Source organism: Allobosea sp. AAP35 (genome assembly GCF_001295925.1).
Taxonomy (GTDB): domain Bacteria; phylum Pseudomonadota; class Alphaproteobacteria; order Rhizobiales; family Beijerinckiaceae; genus Allobosea.
The window spans coordinates 23,283-44,858 of record NZ_LJHQ01000023.1 but is presented as its reverse complement, the minus strand read 5'-3'; the positions used below and the strand labels follow the sequence as shown (position 1 = coordinate 44,858).

Annotated in this window: 21 protein-coding genes and 1 tRNA gene; 10 read left to right on the top strand and 12 right to left on the bottom strand. The window is 66.9% G+C overall.

The genetic code is table 11. From position 1 onward, the window contains the following. Positions 1–55: 55 nt before the first annotated feature. Both ubiE and ubiB read left to right on the top strand, forming a co-directional pair. The gene (gene ubiE, locus IP69_RS09865) at positions 56–817 is read left to right on the top strand and encodes a bifunctional demethylmenaquinone methyltransferase/2-methoxy-6-polyprenyl-1,4-benzoquinol methylase UbiE (RefSeq protein ID WP_054142668.1); all 762 of its coding nucleotides are present in this window, start codon (positions 56–58) and stop codon (positions 815–817) included. A 148-nt stretch (positions 818–965) separates the two neighbouring features. Next, a complete protein-coding gene (gene ubiB, locus IP69_RS09860) occupies positions 966–2,522 on the top strand; it encodes a 2-polyprenylphenol 6-hydroxylase (RefSeq protein ID WP_054142648.1) in 1,557 nt (518 codons plus the stop codon). Between the two features lie 123 nt (positions 2,523–2,645). Here ubiB and IP69_RS09855 read toward each other — a convergent pair whose 3' ends face one another. Together IP69_RS09855 and IP69_RS09850 are read right to left on the bottom strand one after the other, a co-directional pair. After that, a complete protein-coding gene (locus tag IP69_RS09855) occupies positions 2,646–3,077 on the bottom strand; it encodes a VOC family protein (protein ID WP_054142647.1) in 432 nt (143 codons plus the stop codon). A gap of 29 nt (positions 3,078–3,106) precedes the next feature. Then, positions 3,107–3,589, bottom strand: a complete 483-nt coding sequence (locus IP69_RS09850) for a DUF1579 domain-containing protein (protein WP_054142646.1) — start codon at positions 3,587–3,589, stop codon at positions 3,107–3,109. Positions 3,590–3,763: 174 nt separating this feature from the next. Between IP69_RS09850 and IP69_RS09845 the strand changes: the two genes are divergently transcribed. Then, positions 3,764–5,218, top strand: a complete 1,455-nt coding sequence (locus IP69_RS09845; RefSeq protein ID WP_054142645.1) for an AMP nucleosidase — start codon at positions 3,764–3,766, stop codon at positions 5,216–5,218. Between the two features lie 21 nt (positions 5,219–5,239). On the opposite strand, the gene IP69_RS09840 is transcribed toward IP69_RS09845, so the two are convergent. The 3 genes from IP69_RS09840 to IP69_RS09830 all read right to left on the bottom strand — a co-directional run bounded on the left by IP69_RS09840 (position 5,240) and on the right by IP69_RS09830 (position 7,574). Next, positions 5,240–6,172, bottom strand: a complete 933-nt coding sequence (locus IP69_RS09840) for an aldo/keto reductase (protein ID WP_054142644.1) — start codon at positions 6,170–6,172, stop codon at positions 5,240–5,242. 103 nt (positions 6,173–6,275) lie between these two features. Further along, a complete protein-coding gene (locus IP69_RS09835) occupies positions 6,276–7,121 on the bottom strand; it encodes a universal stress protein (RefSeq protein ID WP_054142643.1) in 846 nt (281 codons plus the stop codon). Positions 7,122–7,169: 48 nt separating this feature from the next. Next, positions 7,170–7,574, bottom strand: a complete 405-nt coding sequence (locus IP69_RS09830; protein ID WP_054142642.1) for a hypothetical protein — start codon at positions 7,572–7,574, stop codon at positions 7,170–7,172. Positions 7,575–7,709: 135 nt separating this feature from the next. Here IP69_RS09830 and IP69_RS09825 point away from each other — a divergent pair, with 135 nt between their 5' ends. After that, positions 7,710–8,549 (top strand): universal stress protein, encoded by an 840-nt coding sequence (locus tag IP69_RS09825; protein WP_054142641.1) that lies wholly within the window; start codon positions 7,710–7,712, stop codon positions 8,547–8,549. Positions 8,550–8,640: 91 nt separating this feature from the next. Here the strand turns inward: IP69_RS09825 and typA are convergent, their stop codons facing one another. Together typA and IP69_RS09815 are read right to left on the bottom strand one after the other, a co-directional pair. Beyond that, positions 8,641–10,464, bottom strand: coding sequence for a translational GTPase TypA (gene typA, locus IP69_RS09820; protein WP_054142640.1), 1,824 nt, complete (start codon positions 10,462–10,464; stop codon positions 8,641–8,643). A 241-nt stretch (positions 10,465–10,705) separates the two neighbouring features. Continuing rightward, positions 10,706–11,956, bottom strand: coding sequence for a TAXI family TRAP transporter solute-binding subunit (locus IP69_RS09815; protein WP_156323382.1), 1,251 nt, complete (start codon positions 11,954–11,956; stop codon positions 10,706–10,708). Positions 11,957–12,135: 179 nt separating this feature from the next. On the opposite strand from IP69_RS09815, the gene IP69_RS09810 reads away from it, so the two are divergent. The 3 genes from IP69_RS09810 to IP69_RS09800 all read left to right on the top strand — a co-directional run bounded on the left by IP69_RS09810 (position 12,136) and on the right by IP69_RS09800 (position 16,126). After that, positions 12,136–12,825 (top strand): phosphoribosylanthranilate isomerase, encoded by a 690-nt coding sequence (locus IP69_RS09810; RefSeq protein ID WP_054142638.1) that lies wholly within the window; start codon positions 12,136–12,138, stop codon positions 12,823–12,825. Further along, positions 12,822–14,069, top strand: coding sequence for a tryptophan synthase subunit beta (trpB, locus tag IP69_RS09805; protein ID WP_054142637.1), 1,248 nt, complete (start codon positions 12,822–12,824; stop codon positions 14,067–14,069). Before IP69_RS09810 ends, trpB begins: the two co-directional genes overlap by 4 nt. 239 nt (positions 14,070–14,308) lie before the next feature. Continuing rightward, the gene (locus tag IP69_RS09800) at positions 14,309–16,126 is read left to right on the top strand and encodes a glycosyltransferase (RefSeq protein ID WP_156323381.1); all 1,818 of its coding nucleotides are present in this window, start codon (positions 14,309–14,311) and stop codon (positions 16,124–16,126) included. On the opposite strand, the gene IP69_RS09795 is transcribed toward IP69_RS09800, so the two are convergent. The 3 genes from IP69_RS09795 to IP69_RS09785 all read right to left on the bottom strand — a co-directional run bounded on the left by IP69_RS09795 (position 16,071) and on the right by IP69_RS09785 (position 17,568). Next, positions 16,071–16,667, bottom strand: a complete 597-nt coding sequence (locus tag IP69_RS09795; RefSeq protein ID WP_082359195.1) for an SCO family protein — start codon at positions 16,665–16,667, stop codon at positions 16,071–16,073. The genes IP69_RS09800 and IP69_RS09795 overlap by 56 nt on opposite strands. Positions 16,668–16,713: 46 nt before the next feature. Beyond that, on the bottom strand, positions 16,714–16,923 hold the full coding sequence (locus IP69_RS09790) for a hypothetical protein (RefSeq protein ID WP_054142634.1): 210 nt from the start codon (positions 16,921–16,923) through the stop codon (positions 16,714–16,716). Positions 16,924–17,064: 141 nt separating this feature from the next. After that, a complete protein-coding gene (locus IP69_RS09785; RefSeq protein WP_054142633.1) occupies positions 17,065–17,568 on the bottom strand; it encodes a ferritin-like domain-containing protein in 504 nt (167 codons plus the stop codon). Positions 17,569–17,743: 175 nt separating this feature from the next. Here IP69_RS09785 and IP69_RS09780 point away from each other — a divergent pair, with 175 nt between their 5' ends. The 3 genes from IP69_RS09780 (at position 17,744) to IP69_RS09770 (ending at position 20,079) form a co-directional block, all read left to right on the top strand. Next, on the top strand, positions 17,744–18,043 hold the full coding sequence (locus IP69_RS09780) for a PepSY domain-containing protein (protein WP_054142632.1): 300 nt from the start codon (positions 17,744–17,746) through the stop codon (positions 18,041–18,043). A gap of 33 nt (positions 18,044–18,076) precedes the next feature. Beyond that, complete coding sequence (locus IP69_RS09775; protein ID WP_054142631.1) at positions 18,077–18,631, top strand: general stress protein; 555 nt, start codon at positions 18,077–18,079, stop codon at positions 18,629–18,631. Positions 18,632–18,870: 239 nt separating this feature from the next. After that, the gene (locus IP69_RS09770; protein WP_197279791.1) at positions 18,871–20,079 is read left to right on the top strand and encodes an NAD(P)/FAD-dependent oxidoreductase; all 1,209 of its coding nucleotides are present in this window, start codon (positions 18,871–18,873) and stop codon (positions 20,077–20,079) included. Positions 20,080–20,133: 54 nt separating this feature from the next. Here the strand turns inward: IP69_RS09770 and IP69_RS09765 are convergent. Together IP69_RS09765 and IP69_RS09760 are read right to left on the bottom strand one after the other, a co-directional pair. After that, positions 20,134–20,208 (bottom strand) — tRNA-Gly (locus IP69_RS09765). A 114-nt stretch (positions 20,209–20,322) separates the two neighbouring features. Continuing rightward, a complete protein-coding gene (locus IP69_RS09760; RefSeq protein WP_054142630.1) occupies positions 20,323–21,411 on the bottom strand; it encodes a 2'-deoxycytidine 5'-triphosphate deaminase in 1,089 nt (362 codons plus the stop codon). Positions 21,412–21,576: the final 165 nt, after the last annotated feature.

Below are 21,576 nucleotides of genomic sequence, written 5' to 3'. Positions count from 1 at the left end.
CCTTTGCGGGCTCGGCTATGCATCGCGCTCGCTAAAACACAAGGGCCGCCAAACCGTGACAGCAGCTTCCGACACCACCCATTTCGGTTTCGAGACCGTGCCGCTGGCCGAGAAACAGGCCAAGGTCGACGATGTCTTCCACAAGGTCGCTGGCCGCTACGATTTGATGAACGATCTGATGTCGGCAGGCCTCCACCGGGCCTGGAAGAGCGCGCTTCTGACCGCGATCAACCCAGCGAAGGACCGCCGCTTCCACCATCTCGATGTGGCCGGCGGCACCGGCGACGTGGCGTTTTCGGTGCTGGAGGCCGGCGGACCGCTGACCGACGTCACCGTGCTCGACATCAATGCGGAGATGCTGAGCGTCGGTCGCGACCGCGCCGCCAAGCGCTTTCCCGACGACGACCGCATCCGCTTCGTCCAGGGCAATGCCGAGGATCTTGGCCTGCCCGACGGCCATTTCGACGCCTATACGATCGCGTTTGGCATCCGCAACGTGCCGCGCATCGACAAGGCGCTGTCGGAAGCCTATCGCGTGCTCAAGCGCGGCGGGCGTTTTCTGTGCCTCGAATTCAGCCATGTCGATGTGCCGCTGCTCGACAAGGTCTACGAGGCCTATTCCTTCAATGTCATCCCGCCGATGGGGCGCATGGTGACCGGCGAGGCCGAGCCCTACCAGTATCTGGTCGAGTCGATCCGCAAATTCCCCCGCCCGCAGGCCTTCGCCGGCATGATCGAGGCCGCCGGTTTCCGCCGGGCGAAGTTCACGCCGATGACCGGCGGCGTCGTGGCGCTGCATTCGGGCTGGAAGCTGTGAGGGGTCTCTATCCGTCATGGTCGGCCTTGTGCCGACCATCCACGTCTTGCGACGCCAAAGAGTCTCGCGACGGTCATGAAGAGAAGGCGTGGATGCTCGGCACAAGGCCGAGCATGACGGAGCGGCCCGTCGTCATGACGGCTCCCCGATGATCTCCTCCCTCTTCCATCTCGCGCGCACCGCCCGTGTCGGATTCGTGCTGGCGCGCGAGGGAGCGTTGGCGCTCGTCGATCCGTCCGTGCTGCCGCCGCTGGCGCGGGGCGCGATCCGGCTCGGGCGGCTGATCGAGCGTCGCGGCGCGGGCACGTCCGCGACGCGGCTGGCGGCCGCGCTGACCCGGTTGGGACCGTCCTACGTCAAATTCGGCCAGTTCCTGGCGACGCGGCCCGATGTCGTGGGCATGAGGATCGCGTCGGATCTCTCGGCGCTGCAGGACCGGATGCCGCCCTTCCCCATGGCGCAGGCGCGCGCGATCGTGCAGGCTGCCCATGGCAGGCCCGTGGAAGAGGTTTTCGCCTCCTTCGGCGAGCCGGTCGCCGCGGCCTCGATCGCGCAGGTGCATCGCGCCCGGCTGCATGACGGGCGCGAGGTCGCGGTCAAGATCCTGCGGCCGGGCATCCGCGACCGTTTCCACCGCGATCTCGGCGCGATGCGCTTCGGCGCCGAACTCGCCGAGCGCCGCTCGGCGGAGGCGCGCCGCCTGCGCATGACCGGCGTGGTCGAGACGCTGGCGCGCTCGGTGACGATGGAGATGGATCTGCGGCTGGAGGCCGCCGCGCTGTCGGAATTCGCGGAGAATACCAAGGACGATCCCGATTTTCGCGTGCCCCAGCCCGATTGGCAGCTCACCGCGCGCGAGATGCTGGTCGACGAGTGGATCGACGGGGTGCGCCTGTCGGACACCGAGGGCCTGCGGGCGGCCGGGCACGATCTCCCGACGCTCGGGCGCATCGTCATCCAGTCCTTCCTGAAGCATGCGATCCGCGACGGCTTCTTCCATGCCGACATGCATCCGGGGAACCTGTTCGTGGATGCGCAAGGGCGGCTGGTGGCCGTCGATGGCGGCATCATGGGGCGGCTGGGCCTCAAGGAGCGGCGTTTTCTCGCCGAGATCCTGCTCGGCTTCATCACCCGCAACTACACCCGCGTCGCCGAGGTGCATTTCGAGGCCGGCTATGTGCCGCTGCATCACGACGTCGCCGATTTCGCCCAGGCGATCCGCGCGGTTGGCGAGCCGATCCATGACAAGAGCGCAGACCAGATCTCGATGGCGAAGGTTCTGACGCTGCTCTTCGAGATCACCGGCATGTTCGACATGGCGACGCGGACCGAACTCGTCATGCTGCAGAAAACGATGGTCGTGGTCGAAGGCGTCGCGCGCACGCTCGACCCGCATCTCGACATGTGGAGCACGGCCGAGCCGGTGGTGCGCGACTGGATCACTCAGAATCTCGGTCCGATCGGCCGGATTCAGGAGGCGGGGCGCGGGGCCGGGTCGCTTCTGGGCAGCCTGTCGCGCCTGCCGGAAACGGTCGCCCGTGCCGAGCGCGTGCTGGGCCAGCTCGAGGACGCCTCGCGCCACGGCTTCTCGCTCGACGAGCGCAGCGTGGCGGCGATCGGCCGGGCCGAGGCCCAGCGCAACCGCTGGGGCAACTGGGCGCTGTGGGTCATCGCAGGCCTGATCGCCTGGGCAGTATTTGGATAGCGCCGCTCGGCCGCAGCCGTCATGCCCGGGCTTGACCGGGCATCTCGTGACGAGAACAGCGCCTTTTTGGCGCCTCATCCTGCAAGAGATTCTCGGGTCAAGCCCGAGAATGACGCGGGTGGGTCAGCCGCAATTGGCCCTGTCCGCCGGCATGTCGGCGCTGATCATCCAGTTCGTGCCGAAGCGGTCCCGCAGCATGCCGAAGCGGGGCGCCCAGAAGGTCTCCTCCAGCGGCATCTGGATCGTCGCGCCTTCGGAAAGGGCGGCGAAGATGCGCTCGGCCTCGGCGACCTCTGGGACACTGACCGAGACCGAGACGCTACGCATCGGGCCGTCGCTGCGGGCAGGCGGCGCGTCGGAGGCCATCAGCATCTGGCCGTCGAGCTCCAGGCAGGCATGCAGGATCTTGTCCAGCCATTCCGGCGGAACATGCCCTTCAACCGGGGTTCCGCGATGGTCCATCATCGCCTCGATCCGGCCGCCGAGGATCATCTCGTAGGCGGTGAAGGCCTCGCGGCAATTGCCGTCGAACATCAGATAGGGGGCGATCTTCATCGGTCTCTCCTTCGTTTCGAGGCTCGCGATCAGGCGCTGCGGCGGTAATGGGCAGTCATGAACTCGCTCCAGCCGCCAGCCCCGTCAGGCGTGTAGGAGGACAGGATGCGGTGGTCGGGCGCGACGATCGTGATCACGTCGCGGTAGGGGATGATGGCGCCGTCGCCCATCATGTTGGGACCTGAACTTTCGAGCGTCAGGACCTTGCCGCTCTCGTCGAGCGCCCCGTCATAGAGCCACAGATGCGTCATCATCGAACCGATGAAGCTGCCGACGAAGCGGCCCTTCACGGGGTCGAAACCCAGCGTCATCAGGGTCTTGCCGGACGTGCCGTCGGGCATCTCGCCCTCGCCTTCGCCGAGTGTCCAGAGCCCGCCGAGCGAGCGCACGGTCTCCCTGCCCCTGGATTTCTGACGGGGCTGGTCGGGACCCATCGAACAATCCATTTCCGAGGTCCATTCACCGACGAGCTGGTGCAGCCAGTCGTGTTCCTTCTGCGGTTTTGCGAACATCGTGTTCCTCCTCCAGGTCTGCGCGCCGTTGCGACAATCTTATTACTTAACCCATTGGTTATGTAAAGGAGAACCGTTCCGCAGGCAACCGGGAGGCTCCGTCAGAGGCCGGCAGTTGTCACGCCCCCTTGCCCACGGCTAAAAGCTCGACCGAACGAAAGGACGCCCCCGCCCATGACGTTCGAGACAGCCGCCACGCCTGCCGCCGCCGTCGACAGGCTCGAGGCGCTTTATGCGCAGGCGCGTTCGGCGCTGCGCGACGATCTGCAGCGCTTCTTCGAGACGGGGCAGGCGCCCGAAGCCGAAGAGCGGGCGCGCTACCGCTACCCGCTGCTGCGGGTCAGCTACGAACCTTCGAAACTGCCCGCCGCGACGCGGCGCGGCTATGCCAAATTCGCGGCGCCGGGAATCTATTCGACGACCGTGACGCAGCCGGCGGAGTTTCGGAGCTATCTTCTCGACCAGCTCCAGCCGCTGGTCGAGGAGTATGGCGCGACGATCGAGACGGGGATCAGTACGCAGGAGATCCCCTACCCCTATGCGCTCGACGGCGGCGACGAGCTCGGGCGCGGCAACGTCACGGCGGCGCAGCTCGCCCGGCATTTCCCGACGCCGCTGCTCTCGCTGGTCGGCGACGAGATCGCCGACGGCACCTTCGACATTGTCGAGGGCGAGCCGCGCCCACTCTCGCTGTTCGATGCGGTGCGCGTCGATTACTCGCTGCGGCGGCTGGTCCACTATACCGGCACCGACTGGCGCGCCGTGCAGCCCTGGGTGCTGCTGACCAATTACCACCGCTATGTCGACCAGTTCGTGCGGCTGGGCCTGGCCGAGATCGAGGCCGGGACGGCGCTGGCGCTGGTGACGCCCGGCGGGGTCCGGATCGAGCGCGACGGCATCGATGTCAGCGCGGCCGAGCGCGTGATGTCGGCGCCCTGGCACCGCTTCCAGATGCCGGCCTATCATTTGATCCGCGAGAGCGGTCAGGGCGTCACGCTGGTCAATATCGGCGTCGGCCCGTCCAACGCCAAGAACATCACCGACCATCTCGCAGTGCTGCGGCCCCATTGCTGGCTGATGGTCGGCCATTGCGGGGGTCTACGCCAGACACAGATCATCGGCGACTATGTGCTGGCCCACGCCTATCTGCGCCAGGACGGCATTCTCGACGAGCTGGTGCCGCCTGATATCCCGATTCCCGCACTGGCCGAGGTCCAGGTCGCGCTGCAGGAGGCGGCCGCCGATGTCACCGGCGAGAAGGGCGACCAGCTCAAGAACCGTCTTCGCACCGGTACGGTGGTGACGCAGGACGACCGCAACTGGGAGCTGCGCTGGACCAAGGAACGTCGTCGCATCAATCTCTCGCGTGCCATCGCGGTCGATATGGAATCGGGCACCATCGCCGCACAGGGCTACCGCTTACGGGTGCCCTATGGCACGCTGCTCTGCGTCTCCGACAAGCCGCTGCATGGCGAGATCAAGCTGCCGGGCGCGGCCAACGCCTTCTACGAGCGCGCGGTCAGCGAACATCTGCGGATCGGGCTCGCTGCCCTGGAGAAACTCAAGGAGGCGGGCTCGACGATCCATTCGCGCAAGCTGCGCAGTTTCGACGAGCCACCGTTCCGGTAATTGGGCGAGGCGCCCCTTCGGCTATGCCGTGATCTGATCGATTTCGGCGAGGTCTTCCGCCGTCAGCGCCCAGTCGGCCGCCTTCACATTGGCGGCGATCTGCGCGGGCTTTGTCGCGCCGGCGATGACGCTGGAGACGACCGGCTGCGCCGCGAGCCAGGAGAATGCCAATTCGACCAGGGTCTTGCCGCGCGCCTCGCAGAAATCGCTCAGCGCCTCGATCTTCGTCCAGTTCGCGTCGCTGAAGATCTGGCCGGCGCGTTCGGGCAGCTTGGTCAGGCGCGCGCCCTCGGGCATCGGGGCATTGCGCTTGTATTTGCCCGTGAGGGCGCCATTGGCGAGCGGGAAATACGGCAGAAGGCCCAGCCCGTAATGCGCCAGCGCGGGGATCAGATCCTTCTCGGCGCCACGCTTGAGCAGGCTGTACTCGTCCTGCGCCGAGGCAAAACCGCTGAGACCCAGATCGCGCGCGGTCCATTGCGCGTCGGCGACCTGCCAGGCCGGCATGTTGGAGCAGCCGGTGTAGCGGACCTTGCCCTGGGTCACGATGTCTTCGAGAGCGCGCAGCGTCTCGTCGATCGGGGTCAGCGGGTCGGGGGTGTGGAATTGGTAGAGGTCGATCCAGTCGGACTTCAACCGCGTCAGCGATTCCTCGACGGCGCTGATGATGTAGCGGCGCGAGCCGCCCTGCCCGCCATGGAACATCTTCATGCCGAATTTCGACGCCAGCACGATGTCCTTGCGGCGCGCCCCGAGCAGTTGCCCGAGCGCACGCTCCGAGCCGGCCTTCTCGCCATAGATGTCGGCGGTGTCGAACAGCGTGATGCCATGGTCGATCGCGGCGTCGATGACCTTGGCGGCGGCGGCGTCATCGATGCGCCCACCGAAATTGTTGCACCCGAGGCCGACGAGCGAAACGCGCAGGCCGGAGCGGCCGAGACTGCGGAATTGCATGGGAGGGTCCTTCTGCCGAAGCACGCACAGGACCAGAGCGGCGCAGCCCGGGCAAGCGCCGAGCCGACCGGCGCCGCTGCAGCAGACGCAGGCCGGCGATGTCCTAATGCGACATCAGGCAGCAGACCGGGGTGCTCCCGATCAGATCCTGCGTGACGCCGCCGAAGATCCGTTCGCGCAGGCGGCTGTGACCATAGGCCCCGGCGACGATGAGATCGGCCCCCTCCTGCCGCACCAGCGCCGTGATCTCGTCGACGACATTCCGGCCGCCTTTGGGACGCAGGACAGGGCGCGCGGAAATGCCGAATTGCGCGAGATAGCCGCAGACATCCTGCGCGCCATCGTCAGCCGGATCGACGCCGACCGACAGCACGCTGACCATTTCGGCGCGGATCAGGAAAGGCAGGGCATCCTGAACGGCGCGGCGCGCCTCGCGCGTATCCTTCCAGGCCACGACCACGCTGCGGGCGGTCAGGCCGGCGACCCCTGGCGGCACCAGCAGCATCGGGCGACCGAGCTCCATGACAATGTCGGCGGGCGCGACGCCCATCCGGCCAAGGCCCTCGTCATCGGGCCCCTGGCGGGCCATCACGACCAGATCGGCGGCCCGCGCCTGGGTCAGCACGAACTGGCGCGGCTGCTCCTCCGCGCTGCGCCAATCGAGCGCGACGCCTTGCGCGGCCTGGCGGAACAAGGCTTCGGCCCTGGCCAGATCCTCAGCCAGGGCGCTGCGGGCATTCTCGATCAGCAGCGCGTCAACCATGCCGCTGCTGTCGCCGTAATAGGGCAGATCGATCTGGTCGGCGCCCAGGCCCACCAGCCGGCAGGACAAAGCCTTGGCCAGACAGGCGGCGAAGCGGATCGTCACCTCGGCGCCAGCGCCGAGGTGGACCGGCACGAGAAGCGTGCCGAAACCCAGGGGCTGGGCGGCGGATTGACTCAGAGGCATGGCCATCGTCTCCACAGAGAAGCTCCAGCTGTCAGGACAGGGCTGCGGTCAGGACAGGACTGCCGCGACCGGCTTGCCCAGGGGGTGGATGGCGACGACGCGATAGGGCAGGAAATCGTCGTCCTGCTCGCGGATCGAGACGTATTCGCCGATCATGAAGCGGTGACGGTCGAGCTTGTAGCCGACCTCGTCATCGTCGCTGGAGGCGTCGTCATAATCGATGCCCCAGTTCGCGCCGCCCTCGCCGCCGGCCCGGTGCAGCAACCAGCCATGCTGGTCGGGCGCACCCGTCCGGAAACGGCGGACGCGGCAACGGTCGCGCGCCTCGCGCCATTCCTCGACGACGAGCCGTCCGTCGGCGTCGAGCGGCGCCGTGATCTCGTAGCCGTCCCGGCTGTCGCCTTCGGGGTGAGAGGCCGTGCGCCCCAAATGAAGCGTGATGCGTTGAAGCATGGTGCCATTCCTTCGGTCGAACTCCGCAGCGCCACTCTCCCATCGTTCGCCGTTCGATTGCTTGATCCAGCGCAAGATGGCGGCCGCGCATTCGGGGCACAGTGCGGATCACAAGAAACAGCTTGGAGATCTGCCATGCTCGAATCGATCAAGAGTGTTTTCGTCGCCTTCACGGAAGAAGGGCGCGGGGAGCACAGCTCGGCCGTCGCCTATGCCATGTCGCTGTCGCAGCAGGCGGCCGCGCATCTGACCCTGCAGGCTGCCTCGATGCGCTATGGCGTGCCCGGCTCCCTGGTCGGCGCGTTCGGCGCCGAGCTGATCAACCGCGAGAACCGGCGGATCACCGAACTCGCGGACGCTTTCGCGGAAAAGGCGCGCGGCCGTGCCGATCTCGCCGGCGTGACCTGCACGATCGAAACGCCCTCGCTGATCTACGCCAATCTCTGCGACCAGCTGCTCGCCTTCGCGCGCGTCCACGATGTCAGCATTCTCGATCTGGAGAAGGACCCCGTTCAGCGTGACCGGGGGCTGATCGAGGCCGCACTGTTCGACAGCGGGCGGCCCGTCCTCATCGTTCCGCCCGGCTGCGAGCAGTTTTCGGCCAAGCGCATCCTAATCGCCTGGGATGGCGGCGCCTCGGCGGCACGCGCGGTGGGCGATGCGATGCCCTTCCTCAGCGAGGCCGACGAGGTCGAGATCCTGACCGTCAGCGGCGAGAAGGACCTCTCCAGCAGCCTCGGCGGCACCGATCTCGCCCCGCATCTTTCGCGGCACGGCATCAAGGTCACGGTCCGCAACGTCGCGCTCACCCAGCCCGACGTGGCGAGCGAGATCGCACAGGCAGCGAAAGCCTTCGGGGCGGATTTCATCGTCTGCGGTGCCTACAAGCATTCACGTCTGCGCGAATGGCTGCTCGGGGGCGTGACGCAGTCGCTGCTGCGCGACGGCACCCTGCCGATGCTGATGAGCCACTGAGCGACAGGCAGCGACCCGCGAACGGCCGCAACAAAAAAAGGGCGAGCCTCGCGGCCCGCCCTTCTTGTCTAGATCTGCCGGCAAAAACCGCTCAGGCCACATCCTGCTTCATCTTCGACGAGCGCTTGCGCTCGTTGGGGTCGAGCACGCCCTTGCGCAGGCGGATCGACTTCGGCGTGACCTCGACCAGCTCGTCATCATCGATCCAGGCCAGCGAACGCTCCAGCGTCATGCGGATCGGCGGGGTCAGGCGCACCGCCTCGTCCTTCGAGGTGGTGCGGATGTTGGTGAGCTTCTTGCCCTTGAGCACGTTCACCTCGAGATCGTTTTCGCGGGTGTGCTCGCCAACGATCATGCCCTGATAAACCTTCCAGCCGGGCTCGATCATCATCGGGCCGCGATCTTCCAGGTTCCATAGCGCATAGGCCACGGCCTCGCCGGTCTCCATCGCGATCAACACGCCGTTGCGGCGCCCGCCGATTTCGCCCTTGTAGGGGAGATAGGCATGGAACAGCCGGTTCATGATCGCGGTGCCGCGCGTGTCGGTGAGCAGTTCGCCCTGATAGCCGATCAGGCCGCGCGTCGGGGCGTGGAAGACGAGACGCAGGCGGTTGCCGCCCGAGGGACGCATCTCCAGCATGTCGGCCTTGCGCTCGGACATCTTCTGCACGACGACGCCCGAATGCTCCTCGTCGACGTCGATGATGACCTCCTCGATCGGCTCCAGCAGATCGCCCTTCTCGTCGCGCCGCAGCACGACACGCGGACGCGAGACGCCGAGCTCGAAGCCCTCGCGGCGCATCTGCTCGATCAGGATGGCGAGCTGCAATTCGCCGCGGCCCGAGACGATGTAGGAATCCTTGTCGGTCGATTCCTCGATCTTCAGCGCGACATTGCCCTCGGCCTCCTTGAACAGGCGGTCCCGGATGACGCGGGTGGTGACCTTGTCGCCCTCGGTGCCGGCCAGGGGCGAATCATTGACCATGAAGGTCATCGAGACGGTCGGCGGATCGATCGGCTGGGCCTTGATCGGGGTCTCGACCGACGGGTCGCAGAAGGTGTCGGCGACCGAGCCCTTCACCAGACCGGCGATGGAGACGATGTCGCCGGGGATGGCCTCGTCGATCGGCGTGCGCTCCAGGCCACGGAAGGCGAGGATCTTGGTGATGCGGCCGCTCTCGACCAGCGTGCCATCGCCCGACAGAACCTTGATCTGCTGATTGGGCTTGGCCGAACCGGAGACGACGCGGCCGGTGATGATGCGGCCGAGATAGGGGTTGGCCTCGAGCAGCGTGCCGAGCATGCGGAACGGGCCTTCCTCGATGCGCGGCTCGGGCACATGGCTGAGGATCAGGTCGTACATCGGGGCGAGGCCCTGGTCCTGCGGACCAGCGGGGTCATGCGCCATCCAGCCCTGCTTGCCCGAACCGTAGAGGATCGGGAAGTCGAGCTGCTCGTCATTGGCGTCAAGCGCGGCAAAGAGGTCGAACACCTCGTTGATGACTTCGGTGACGCGGGCGTCGGGCTTGTCGACCTTGTTGATCGCCACGATCGGACGCAGGCCGAGCTTGAGGGCCTTCGACACCACGAACTTGGTCTGGGGCATCGGGCCCTCGGCGGCATCGACCAGCACGATGGCCGAATCGACCATGTTCAGGATGCGCTCGACCTCGCCGCCGAAATCGGCGTGGCCCGGGGTGTCGACGATGTTGATGCGGACATCCTTCCAGACGACCGAGGTCGCCTTGGCGAGAATGGTGATGCCGCGCTCCTTCTCGAGCTCGTTGGAATCCATCACGCGCTCGATGACGCGCTGGTTGTCGCGGTAGGTGCCCGACTGCTGCAGGAGCTTGTCGACGAGCGTGGTCTTGCCATGGTCGACGTGGGCGATGATGGCGATATTGCGCATGGACATGCGGGAAGGGCCTTTGTCATGGCCACAAGCCGGCGAGGATCATAGCCCTGCCGGCGCAGCCCGTTCACGAGGAAACTGGAATTCGCTGCGCTGCACATAGACTGTGAAGGGCGTTTGGGCAACCACGAACGGCCCGTCTGCCCGGCGCAGGGTGAATCGCGTGCGGGCTCGGAGCGGCTTTGCCGGCCTGGTCCGTCACTTCGGAAGGCGGCCAACTGGCCTGCCTATCGCCGTGCTAACGTCAGATCTGGACGGCAGCGGCCCTTATCTTGCCCTCGACCACCGCACGGCTGACCTGATCGAACACCAGCCGATAGGCGGCGATGGCCGAGGAATCGAGGTTGCCTTGCCCGAAATCGCTGAGAACCTCGAGCAGGATCGCATCGGCTTCCCCGCGATAGCGGTCGAGCATGTCGATATCTGTTGCGCCGCGGATCTTCGGCAGGAGCGCCAGCAGGCGGTCTAGCCCCAGCATTGCCTGCCTTCGCCTTGCGGCGCTCTCGCGCCCCAGCAGGCCGGCCGCGCCGGTGCCAAACAGCGAAAGCCCCATCACGCCGAGATAAAACCAGTCGCCATAGCGTTCGAAAAAGGTCTTCTGCTCGCCATCGATGAAGGCCGCGGCGCCGGCATGGACCGGCAGCGGCGCGTCCTTGTCGGTTGCCGGGGTTTCCAGCCCCTGGATCTGCGGCAGTTCGGCGGCCAGCGTCACCCGCAGCGCCAGAAGCGCACTGACGAGGTTGCCGACGACGTCCTCGTCAAGGTCCTGAGAGGCCATCAGGCGCGAGGTGATGGCGATCGTCGGAAGATTTTCGGACGGTCGCGGCGGATCGCCTCCAAGCGCGCCCCGGACGATCTCGCCGGTTTCGATCGTGCGGATGCGGGCGGCGAGCGCATCGGCCTCGCGGATCGGGATCAGGACAGGGTCCTCGCCCCAGGCCGAGCGCAGGCGCCCCGCACCATCGCCGCCGGCGCGCGCGCCGACGGCGTTGACGGTGAAGAAGGCATCGATGCGCCGCTCCTTCGCCGCCGGGACGATCTCGTCTGGCGTCAAGCCGACGATCGTCAGTTCGTCGGGCCGGACCTCGTATTGTGAGAGAACGAGCTTCAGCAGGGCGAGATTGCCGGCCGGATTGCGGACCACGCCGACGCGGCGGCCGCGCAGATCAGCGATGCGGCCGATGCCGCTTTCCTTGTCGGTGATCAGGAACGGGAAGGACCGGCGCGTGATCAACGCCGTGTCCGCCTTGCCGGGCAGGGCGATGTCGGGGCGCAGGATGGCGAGTTCGGCCTCGCCGGCATCGATCTTCCGGGCGCTTTCCTCGGACCCCTCGGTGAGGATCAGCCGCAGGCGGATCTGGGATTTTTCGCGGTTCAGGCCCTGGACGAAGCCCGCCGCCATGCGGGCATCCTCGGAGCCGAGCGGTCCGACGGCCAAGCGAAGCGTCTTGGGCTGGCTGGCGACATAGAAAATGGCCGCGGTGATGCCGGACATCGCCAGCAACCCCGCCAGGATGGTGAAACCCCGCCGCCCTCTGCCGAACAATCGAATCGACGTGCCCCTGCCGTGGTCCCGCCTTCAGGCCGTGTCTGCTGGCGCTGGACCTCAGCATTGCTTCGTCTGCCATCATGTCGCAAGTGCGGCGGGATGGCCGGTTGTGCTAGGGCTGCGCGATGGATGCTTCCGTTTCGCCCTTCGCCATCAAGATCTGCGGGTTGTCGACACCCGAGACGCTGCGCGCCGCGCTCGATGCCGGCGTCGAGATGATCGGACTGGTCTTTCACCCCAAGAGCCCGCGTTTCGTCTCGGAAGCGCAAGCCGCCGAACTCGCCGCCATGGCGCGCGGCCGGGCCGAGATCGTCGCGCTGATCGTCGATCGCGACATCGGCGAGATCCGCGATCTCGTCGCCGGGCTCAGGCCCGACTGGCTGCAGCTGCATGGGCGGGAGACGCCCACGCAGGTCGGCGCCATCAAGGCGGCGACGGGTTTGCGCGCGATGAAGGCGATCGGCATCGCCGGCGAGCAAGATCTCACCGCGATCACGCCCTATCTCGGCGTGGCGGACCGCATCCTTCTCGATGCCAAGCCGCCGCAGGACGCGGCATATCCCGGCGGGCATGGCAGGCCGTTCGACTGGACGCTGCTGGCGCAACTCGACCCGGCCATCGGCTTCATGCTATCGGGCGGCCTCGATCGCGCCAATGTGGCAGAGGCCATCCGCATCGCCCGTCCGTCAGGCGTCGATGTCTCGTCGGGCGTCGAAAGCGCGCCGGGCCGCAAGGATGCCGGGCGGATCACCGATTTCGTCGTGGCGGCTCGCGCCGCCGCGCAGACCATGCATGAAGAGGCAGGCCGGACATGAACGCGCCCCAGACCCCCAACACCTACCGCTCCGGCCCCGACGAGAACGGCCGCTTCGGCCTGTTCGGCGGGCGCTTCGTCGCCGAGACGCTGATGCCGCTCGTGCTCTCGCTGGAGCAGGCCTATGAAGCGGCGAAGGTCGATCCCGGCTTCCAGGCCGACATGGCCAATTACCTGAAGCACTATGTCGGCCGGCCCTCGCCGCTGTATTTCGCCGAGCGCATGACCGACCACTTGCGCGACGTAGCGACGGCCTCCGGCCTATCGGGCGGCGCGAAGATCTATTTCAAGCGCGACGAGCTCAACCACACCGGCGCGCACAAGGTGAACAACGTGCTCGGCCAGATTTTGCTGGCGCGGCGCATGGGCAAGAAGCGCATCATCGCCGAGACCGGGGCCGGCCAGCACGGCGTCGCCACCGCGACGCTGTGCGCGCGCTTCGGGCTGGAATGCATCGTCTATATGGGCGCCGTCGACGTCGCGCGGCAGGCCAGCAACGTCTTCCGGATGAAAATTCTGGGCGCCAGCGTCGTGCCCGTGCAGTCGGGCACCAAGACGCTCAAGGATGCGATGAACGAGGCGCTGCGCGACTGGGTCACCAATGTCGACACGACCTTCTACTGCATCGGCACGGCGGCGGGCCCGCACCCCTACCCCGCCATGGTGCGCGACTTCCAGTCGGTGATCGGCAACGAGACCCGCGAGCAGATGCAGGAGGCCGAAGGGCGCCTGCCGGATTCGCTGATCGCCGCGATCGGCGGCGGCTCGAACGCGATCGGGCTGTTCCACCCCTTCCTCGACGACCCGTCGGTGAAGATGTGGGGCGTGGAAGCGGCCGGCCATGGGCTCTCGACCGCCCAGCATGCGGCCTCGCTGACCGGCGGTCGGCCCGGCGTGCTGCATGGCAACCGGACCTATCTGCTGATGGACGATGATGGGCAGATCAAGGATGCACATTCGATCTCGGCCGGACTCGATTACCCCGGCATCGGCCCCGAACATGCCTGGCTGCATGACAGCGGCCGCGTCAGCTATATCTCCGCGACCGACCAGGAGGCGCTCGACGCCTTCCAGCTCTGCTCGAAGCTCGAGGGCATCATCCCGGCGCTCGAGCCCGCCCATGCGCTGGCCAAGGTGATCGAACTGGCGCCGACTTTGCCGAAGGATCATCTGATGGTGATGAATCTGTGCGGGCGCGGCGATAAGGACATCCCGCAGGTTGCCGAAATTCTCGGCGGGATGTGAACGGATTCGCGGCTGCGCCGCGAAAACCTGAAGGCGCCCCTCGACTCCCCATGCCAAAGCGGCAACCATGAGTTGTTCCGCCCTGCAGGCAGGGCGGTGGCGTTTGCGTGGGCGGGGCCGGGCCGGTGGGGGGCAGCGGTTGCGAGGGGCGTTTTGAAGACCGTTCGGAGGCCACAGCCGGCCTGCCGGTCGAGATCGCTTTTCTCGCACGCCATGGCGTGGCACCGTCCGATCTTGCCATGGCGGCCAGACGCGCGGCCCGCTACGGGACCGACCCGGCGCGGGAGGTGTTCACGCTCGGGCTGATCGACGAAGAGATATTCTACCGCGCGCTGGCCGCCGAACTGGGGCTGCCCTTCCAGGCCGGCACCATCGCCCTGAGACCGGGCGGCGTGCATGATGCGATCCTGCGCGGCGGCATCGCACCGGTCGCGGCCGAGGCGGCCGGACGCTTTCGGTTCGTCCTGGCGCCGACGGGGCCTGCCCTGCGGCGGATGCTCGAAGCCGGACCGCGCGATCGCGGTGACATCGCCGTCATGTCGCTGCGGCGCTTCGCCGAGGCCTTGCGTGAGGCCAATGGCGCGGATCTGGCGAAACGGGCCGCCAATCTGGACGAGGCCGGGCTGGCGCGCGACAGTGCCCGCACCGGCGCCAGTCGCGGCCAGCGCATCGCGGTCGGGCTTGGCGCGGCAGCCACGGCCACGGGCAGCGTGCTGTCGCCGTTCGAGACCTTCTTCACCATCGCGCTGCTGCTGGGGCCCGTGTTCCTCGGCCTGATCCTGCTCCGGCTGGCTGCCACGATCGAGCCGCCGGCGCCCGATCTCTGGCGGCGGTATCGCTGGCGAACCGATGACGCAAGGCTGCCGGTCTACAGCATCGCCGTGCCGCTTCACCGCGAGGAGACGGTGCTGCGGCAGGTGCTGAGCGCGCTGGTCGCGCTCGATTATCCCCCTGCAAAACTCGATATCCGGCTCCTGATCGAAGCCGACGACACCGGCATGCGGGATGCGCTGGGGCAAATCGCCCTGCCGGCCCATATCGGTGTCACGATCGTGCCGCCGGGCCTGCCGCGAACCAAGCCCCGGGCGCTCAACCTCGCCCTGCTGGAAGCGCGCGGCAGCTTGTTCACGATTTACGATGCCGAGGATATTCCCGATCCCCAGCAGCTGCGCATGGCGGCGGCGCGCTTCCTCCAGGCACCGGCGGACCTCGCATGCCTGCAGGCCAGGCTCGTGATCGACCATGCCGATGAGGGGCTGCTGCCGGCGCTGTTTGCGCTGGAATATGCCGGGCTGTTCGAGGTGATCAATCCCGGCCTGCTGCGGTCGGGCCTGCCGATCATGCTGGGCGGAACCTCGAACCATTTCCGCACGCAGGCCCTGCGGGCGATCGGCGGCTGGGATGCCTGGAACGTCACCGAGGATGCCGATCTGGGCTTGCGGCTGGCGCGGGCCGGCTATCGCATGGGCGACCTGCGCTCCGAGACGCGCGAAGAGGCGCCGATGACCTTGCAGGCCTGGCTGAAACAGCGCTCACGCTGGATCAAGGGCTATCTTCAGACGCTGGTGACCCATTCGCGAGCGCCTGTGACGCTGTTTCGCGAAGCCGGATGGCCAGCGGCACTTGCCTTCCTGTCTTTGTGTCTGGGCACGGTGGTCACGGCGCTGGCCTATCCCGCTTTCGCGATTGCCGCGTTCCTCGCCTGGCGCGACGGCTCGCTGCTGGTGCCTACGGGCGCGCTCGGCAGCCTGACCTCGACCCTGGCCGTGACCGTCTGGATGTTTGGGACAATCGCGCTGTTTCTGCCGCCGGCGCTCGGGGCGCTGCGCCGCGGCATGCCGCGGCTCTTGCTGCTGCTACCTCTGCTGCCGCTCTATTACGGCCTCGTCTGCATCGCGGCCTGGATGGCGGTGCGCGATTACCATGCGAACCGGTTCACCTGGAACAAGACGGCCCATGGGCTCGCCCGCCGGCGCGCACCGCCCGGCCGGGGTCGTCCCGTCAGAGATGACGCAGCCATTCCTGCGCCGCCTGAGCCGGGGGCTGGTCGATGTTGAAGGCGCCGATGAAGCGGCCGTCCTTGCCCATGAGATAGACCAGGGCCGTGTGGTCCATGGTGTAGTCGTCGTCCTTCAGCGGTACTTTGCGCGAATAGGCGCGATAGGCCTTGATCATCGCATCGATGGAGGAGCGATCGCCGCTGAGCCCGACGATGCGCGGATCAAAGGAGCCAAGATAGCTCTTCATGACCTCCGCCGTGTCGCGCTCCGGATCGACGGTGACGAACAGTGCCTTCAGCGTCTCGCCCTTGGGGCCGGCGGCGCGCAGCACTTCGGAAATCTCAAACAGCTTGGTCGGGCAGATATCGGGACAATGGGTGAAGCCGAAGAAGACAAGGAAGGGCGCGCCCTGAAGGTCCTTGTCGGTCAGCGTCCTGCCATCCTGCGCGGTCAGCGCGAACGGACCACCGACGCTAGCGGTGCCCGATTGCGATGTACGGCTGGGCGCAAACGTCAGGATGGCGGCGGCAGCCAGCGCGAGCGCGCCGACGATGAAGACGACGAGGGGGAGGACGAGACGGCGGTTCACTGAAAGGATGGATCCTGATTGCGTCCCGGATCAGACCGAAACGGCGACGCGTTGTTCAAAAACAGGCGACGATGGCGGCGATGAGGCCGTCGGTGAAGAGACGGTCGCCCTCGCGCCACCAGAGCAGCAACCCCGCCAGCACCAGCGTCAGAGCACCGCCGATCAACAAGGCGATGCCAAGCCGCGACGGAGGCGCCTGCTCCGCGCCTGCGCCGGGCTCCATCGTGCTGAGATCATCGACAGGGTTCATCTTGGCTGCGACCATAGCGCCAGCCTGGCCTTGCCGGAAGCGGTATCCGTGCCGCAGGCAAGCCCGCCATGCAAAAAGGCCCGTCGCGTGAGGCGCGGCGGGCCTTTTCTCATCTGCGGCGACTGACGCCGCCAGACGCGCTCATAAGGCCTTGTCTCAGGCCGCCTTGGCCACGGCGGCCGAATTGGCCGGCCCGCCCAGCTTGGTCAGCGCCTTGTCGGTCGCGGTCTCTTCGGCGAGCGTTTCGTCGAGGAGCTTGACCGCATCCTTGTGGCCGAGCTGCGTCGCCCAGGCCTTCAGCGTGCCGTAGCGCGCCATCTCGTAATGCTCGACGGCCTGCGCGGAGGCGACGAGACCGGCATCGAGCGCGGGGCTGTCGGCGTAATCCTCCATCACGGCCTTGCCCTCTTCGAGGATGCCGAGGATCGCGTCGCAGGTCTTACCGCGCGGTGCCTTGCCGATCAGCTCGAACACGTCGCTCAGGCGTTCGATCTGAGCTTCGGTCTCGCCCTTATGCGCCTCGAAAGCCTTCTTCAGCTCAGGGGAGTTCGCGACCTTCGCCATTTTCGGAAGGGCCTTCAGGATCTGCTTTTCAGCGTAATAGACGTCCTTGAGCATGTCGTGGAACAGCTCGTCGAGCGGCTTGGGGGTGGTTGCCATGGGTTTTCTCCAATTGGGGCCCGAGGGCGGGCCCTTGGTCGCCAAACATCGAAGCGGCTGCCCGGTTCCCCCCGCCAGACCCGGTTTATTTGTGGAACAGTTTTGAGCAGATGGCCGTTTTCAGGGCATCAGCGGCGAACGCCGCATGTAACGCCGCATGTCTTGGAGATTGACCATGAAGAAGCTGCTTCTCGCCACGATGATCGTGACCGCGACCTCGTTTGGTGCGTTGGCGCAGACCGCAACGACCGCGCCGACCCCTGCGCCCAACGCTGAAGCCGACAAGAACGCGCCGCTTCCGGGTGCCAACAGCTTCACCGAAGGCCAGGCCAAGAGCCGCCTCGAGGCCAATGGCTATTCCAACGTCATGGGTCTGAAGAAGGACGACAACGGCATCTGGCGCGGCCAGGCGACCCATACCGGGGCCACGGTGAATGTCTCGGTCGATTACCGCGGCAACATCGTCCGCAACTGACCTGATTCCTGCTCGATCATTCTGGAGATCACCATGACCCGCACCATCACCCGCTCCTACGACAGCTACGATACTGCTGCCGCCGTCATCGAGAAGCTCGAAGTCGCCGGCATCGCCGCCGACGATATCAGCGTCGTCGGCCATGACGAGCGCGCCAAGGACAGCAATGCAGCCGAGGGCGCCGGGATCGGCGCCGGAATCGGTGGCGCGGCCGGCCTGCTTGCCGGTCTCGGCATGCTGGCGATCCCGGGCGTCGGCCCGGTCGTTGCCGCCGGTTGGCTTGCAGCCACGGCTGCGGGCGCCGTCGCCGGAGCGGCTGCAGGCGGCCTCGTCGGCTCCTTCACCAATGCCGGCGTCAGCGAGGAGGACGCGCACTACTATGCCGAAACCGTCCGTCGCGGCGGTACCGTCGTTTCGGTGAAGGCCACAGACGCCCATGCAGCGACCGCCGAAGCGATCATGGACGGCGCCACGCCGATCGATCGTGATACGCGTCTGGCGCAGTACCGTCAGGAAGGCTGGTCGCGCTTCGACGAGAAGGCCGAACCGTACAAGGGCTCGACGGCCTCGACCACGACGATCATCTGACGTCCGTCACGCGGTCGACAAGAAAACCTCCGGGGTCCGCCCCGGAGGTTTTTCGTTGTTTGGCAGGTTTGAAGAGCCGTTGGTGGACCGCCAGCCCTGCCGTATTGGCCAAAGCCGATCCCGCGACCGTCTTCTGTTGAAGGACGGCAGTGGATACTCTACCCGGATGCTCAGGCCGCGTGTGATCCATCCGCATGCTGCAGCATGGCCCTCAGGGCCGTCAAAGGCGCCCGCATTCCATGGCGATCCAGATCTTCGACACTGTCATCTTGGGCGCCGGCGCGGCGGGGATGATGTGCGCGATCCATGCCGCCTCGCGCGGCGGGCGGGTGCTGGTCGTCGATCACGCCAGGGCGCCGGGCGAAAAGATCCGCATCTCCGGGGGCGGGCGCTGCAACTTCACCAACACCGGCACCAGCGCCCGGAACTTCCTTTCGAACAACCCGCATTTCGCCAAATCAGCGCTCGGTCGCTACACGCCGCAGGATTTCGTCGCGCTGGTCGAGAAACACGGCATCGCCTATCACGAGAAGACGCTCGGACAGCTGTTCTGCGACCATTCGGCCAAAGACATCATCGCAATGCTGACGGGCGAAATGGCCCGCGCGGGCTGCGAGCTGCGCCTTTCGACCACGCTGGAGAGCCTTGCGCGGATCGATGACGGCTTTGCCGTCATGCTCGGCGGCGAGGGGGCGGCTAACATCCGCTGCCGGTACGTCGTGGTGGCGTCGGGCGGCAAATCCATCCCCAAAATGGGCGCCTCGGGGATCGGCTACCAGATTGCCGGCCAGTTCGGTCTGGCGGTGACGGAGACACGGCCCGCTCTGGTGCCGCTGACCTTCGGCGAAGATGTCCTCGCCTCGTTTCGCGAGCTCGCCGGCATCGCGGCCGAGGCGCGCGTGTCCTGCGGCAAGGCGAGCTTCGACGAGGCGTTGCTGTTCACGCATCGGGGCTTGTCGGGCCCCGCCATCCTGCAGATCTCATCCTATTGGCGGGAGACGCAGCCGGTTAGGGTCGCGCTGTTGCCGGGGCGCGACCTCTTCGCCGCCCTGCGGGCCTCAAGGCAGGAGAACGGCCGCCGGAGCCTGCCCAACGCGCTCGGCGAAATCCTGCCCAAGCGCCTGGCGGCCTTCCTCGCCGAAAGCCATGGCTGGACCGGGCCGATCGGCGATGCCGGCGACAAGCGGCTGGCCGCGATCGCCGCGACGATCCACGGTTTTGACGTGCATCCCATCGGCTCGGAAGGCTACCGCACCGCGGAGGTCACGCTCGGCGGCGTCGACACCGATGGCCTGAACTCGAAGACGATGGCGGCCCGGGCGGTCGACGGGCTCTATTTCATCGGCGAAGTCGTCGACGTCACCGGCTGGCTCGGCGGCTACAACTTCCAATGGGCCTGGTCGTCGGGCTGGGCGGCGGGCACGGCGATTGCCGAGCGCGGCGGCTGAACGGCGCGGCGACGCTGGGGCCGGTTCCAGTGTCTCTCGCCTGTCGGAAGGTTTTGGAGCGGGCGATCGGGATCGAACCGACGACATTCAGCTTGGGAAGCTGACGTTCTACCACTGAACTACGCCCGCATGCGTCTGGTTCGGCATATCGCGCGACACCGGAGCAGCGTGTTCATAGCGGCTTGCACGGCGGGTGTCATCCGGGAATCGCGCAGGGCCCGGACTATCCCGGCCGGCGCGGGTTCAGTCGTGGAAATGCTTCGAGAGCTTGAGGGCCTGGCCCTGATAGTTCGATTTCAGCCCGGCGCCATAGAGCGCGGCGGGGCGGCTCGCCATCGCCTCATAGACCAGCCGGCCGACGATCTGGCCGTCCTCGATGATGAAGGGCACGTCGCGCGAGCGCACCTCGAGCACGGCGCGCGCGCCCTGGCCGCCGGCCGCGCTGTGGCCGAAGCCGGGGTCGAAGAAGCCGGCGTAATGGACCCGGAACTCGCCGACCAGCGCGTCAAACGGCGTCATTTCGGCGGCGTAGTCCGGCGGGACATGGACAGCCTCTTTCGAGGCCAGGATGTAGAACTGGCCTGGATCGAGGATCATCGCGCGGGAGCCATCCGACGGGATCGGCTCCCAGAATTCGGAGGCCTTGTAGGCGCCGACGCGGTCGACATCGATCAGGGCGGTGTGGTGCTTGCCGCGATAGCCGATCAGCCCGTCGAAGCCCGCCAGATCGACGCTGACGGCGACTCCGCCCTGGAAGGAGGGCGTGGCGGCGGTGACCAGCGTTTCGCGCTCATGCAGTTCGCCGAGCGCGCGATCGTCGAGCTTCGTCTCACCGGCGCGGAAACGGATCTGCGAGAGGCGCGAGCCGGAGCGCACCAGCACGGGGAAGGTGCGCGGCGAGATCTCGATGAAGAGCGGGCCCTCATAGCCATCCTCGACGAGATCGAACTCGCGGGCGCGGTCGGTGATGACACGGGTGAAGACGTCGAGACGGCCCGTGGAGCTCTTGGGATTGGCGGCGGCACGCAGACCCTGCGGCAGGTTCAGCCCTTCCATCAGCTCCGCGATGTAGACGCAGCCGGTTTCGAGCACCGCGCCGCGCGTCAGGTCGATCTCGTGCAGAGCGAGCTGTTCGAGCCGGCTTTCGACCGTGCGCTCCGGCCCCGGCAGGAAGCTGGCGCGGACGCGATAGGCCTTGTCGCCCAGGCGCAGATCGAGGCTGGCCGGCTGGATCTGGCCCTCTGCCGGCGGATGCGCGAGCCTGATCGCCCCGCCCTCGATGAAGGCGCGGATGCAATGGTCGGGCTGGATGCCGGGATGGATGGGCAACATGCGAAATCCGCAAAACACAGTCGGCTACAGCTAGCGAAGCCCGCGGCAAAGACCAAGCGTCCGACGCCGGCCGATTGCGCCCCGGCGCGGGTTGTCCACGCGAGAATCGGGGCTTTCGCCATTGACCCTGCCGCCCGCGCCTCGATAACAAAGGGTCTGTGCCGG

Bases quoted from the DNA above. Each gene is read 5' to 3' on its own strand.
- ubiB (WP_054142648.1), top strand. From the start codon at position 966: ATGATCTCCTCCCTCTTCCATCTCGCGCGCACCGCCCGTGTCGGATTC.
- IP69_RS09855 (WP_054142647.1), bottom strand. From the start codon at position 3,077: ATGAAGATCGCCCCCTATCTGATGTTCGACGGCAATTGCCGCGAGGCC.
- IP69_RS09850 (WP_054142646.1), bottom strand. From the start codon at position 3,589: ATGTTCGCAAAACCGCAGAAGGAACACGACTGGCTGCACCAGCTCGTC.
- IP69_RS09845 (WP_054142645.1), top strand. From the start codon at position 3,764: ATGACGTTCGAGACAGCCGCCACGCCTGCCGCCGCCGTCGACAGGCTC.
- IP69_RS09840 (WP_054142644.1), bottom strand. From the start codon at position 6,172: ATGCAATTCCGCAGTCTCGGCCGCTCCGGCCTGCGCGTTTCGCTCGTC.
- IP69_RS09835 (WP_054142643.1), bottom strand. From the start codon at position 7,121: ATGCCTCTGAGTCAATCCGCCGCCCAGCCCCTGGGTTTCGGCACGCTT.
- IP69_RS09830 (WP_054142642.1), bottom strand. From the start codon at position 7,574: ATGCTTCAACGCATCACGCTTCATTTGGGGCGCACGGCCTCTCACCCC.
- IP69_RS09825 (WP_054142641.1), top strand. From the start codon at position 7,710: ATGCTCGAATCGATCAAGAGTGTTTTCGTCGCCTTCACGGAAGAAGGG.
- typA (WP_054142640.1), bottom strand. From the start codon at position 10,464: ATGTCCATGCGCAATATCGCCATCATCGCCCACGTCGACCATGGCAAG.
- IP69_RS09815 (WP_156323382.1), bottom strand. From the start codon at position 11,956: ATGTCCGGCATCACCGCGGCCATTTTCTATGTCGCCAGCCAGCCCAAG.
- IP69_RS09810 (WP_054142638.1), top strand. From the start codon at position 12,136: ATGGATGCTTCCGTTTCGCCCTTCGCCATCAAGATCTGCGGGTTGTCG.
- trpB (WP_054142637.1), top strand. From the start codon at position 12,822: ATGAACGCGCCCCAGACCCCCAACACCTACCGCTCCGGCCCCGACGAG.
- IP69_RS09800 (WP_156323381.1), top strand. From the start codon at position 14,309: ATGGCGGCCAGACGCGCGGCCCGCTACGGGACCGACCCGGCGCGGGAG.
- IP69_RS09790 (WP_054142634.1), bottom strand. From the start codon at position 16,923: ATGGTCGCAGCCAAGATGAACCCTGTCGATGATCTCAGCACGATGGAG.
- IP69_RS09785 (WP_054142633.1), bottom strand. From the start codon at position 17,568: ATGGCAACCACCCCCAAGCCGCTCGACGAGCTGTTCCACGACATGCTC.
- IP69_RS09780 (WP_054142632.1), top strand. From the start codon at position 17,744: ATGAAGAAGCTGCTTCTCGCCACGATGATCGTGACCGCGACCTCGTTT.
- IP69_RS09775 (WP_054142631.1), top strand. From the start codon at position 18,077: ATGACCCGCACCATCACCCGCTCCTACGACAGCTACGATACTGCTGCC.
- IP69_RS09770 (WP_197279791.1), top strand. From the start codon at position 18,871: ATGGCGATCCAGATCTTCGACACTGTCATCTTGGGCGCCGGCGCGGCG.
- IP69_RS09760 (WP_054142630.1), bottom strand. From the start codon at position 21,411: ATGTTGCCCATCCATCCCGGCATCCAGCCCGACCATTGCATCCGCGCC.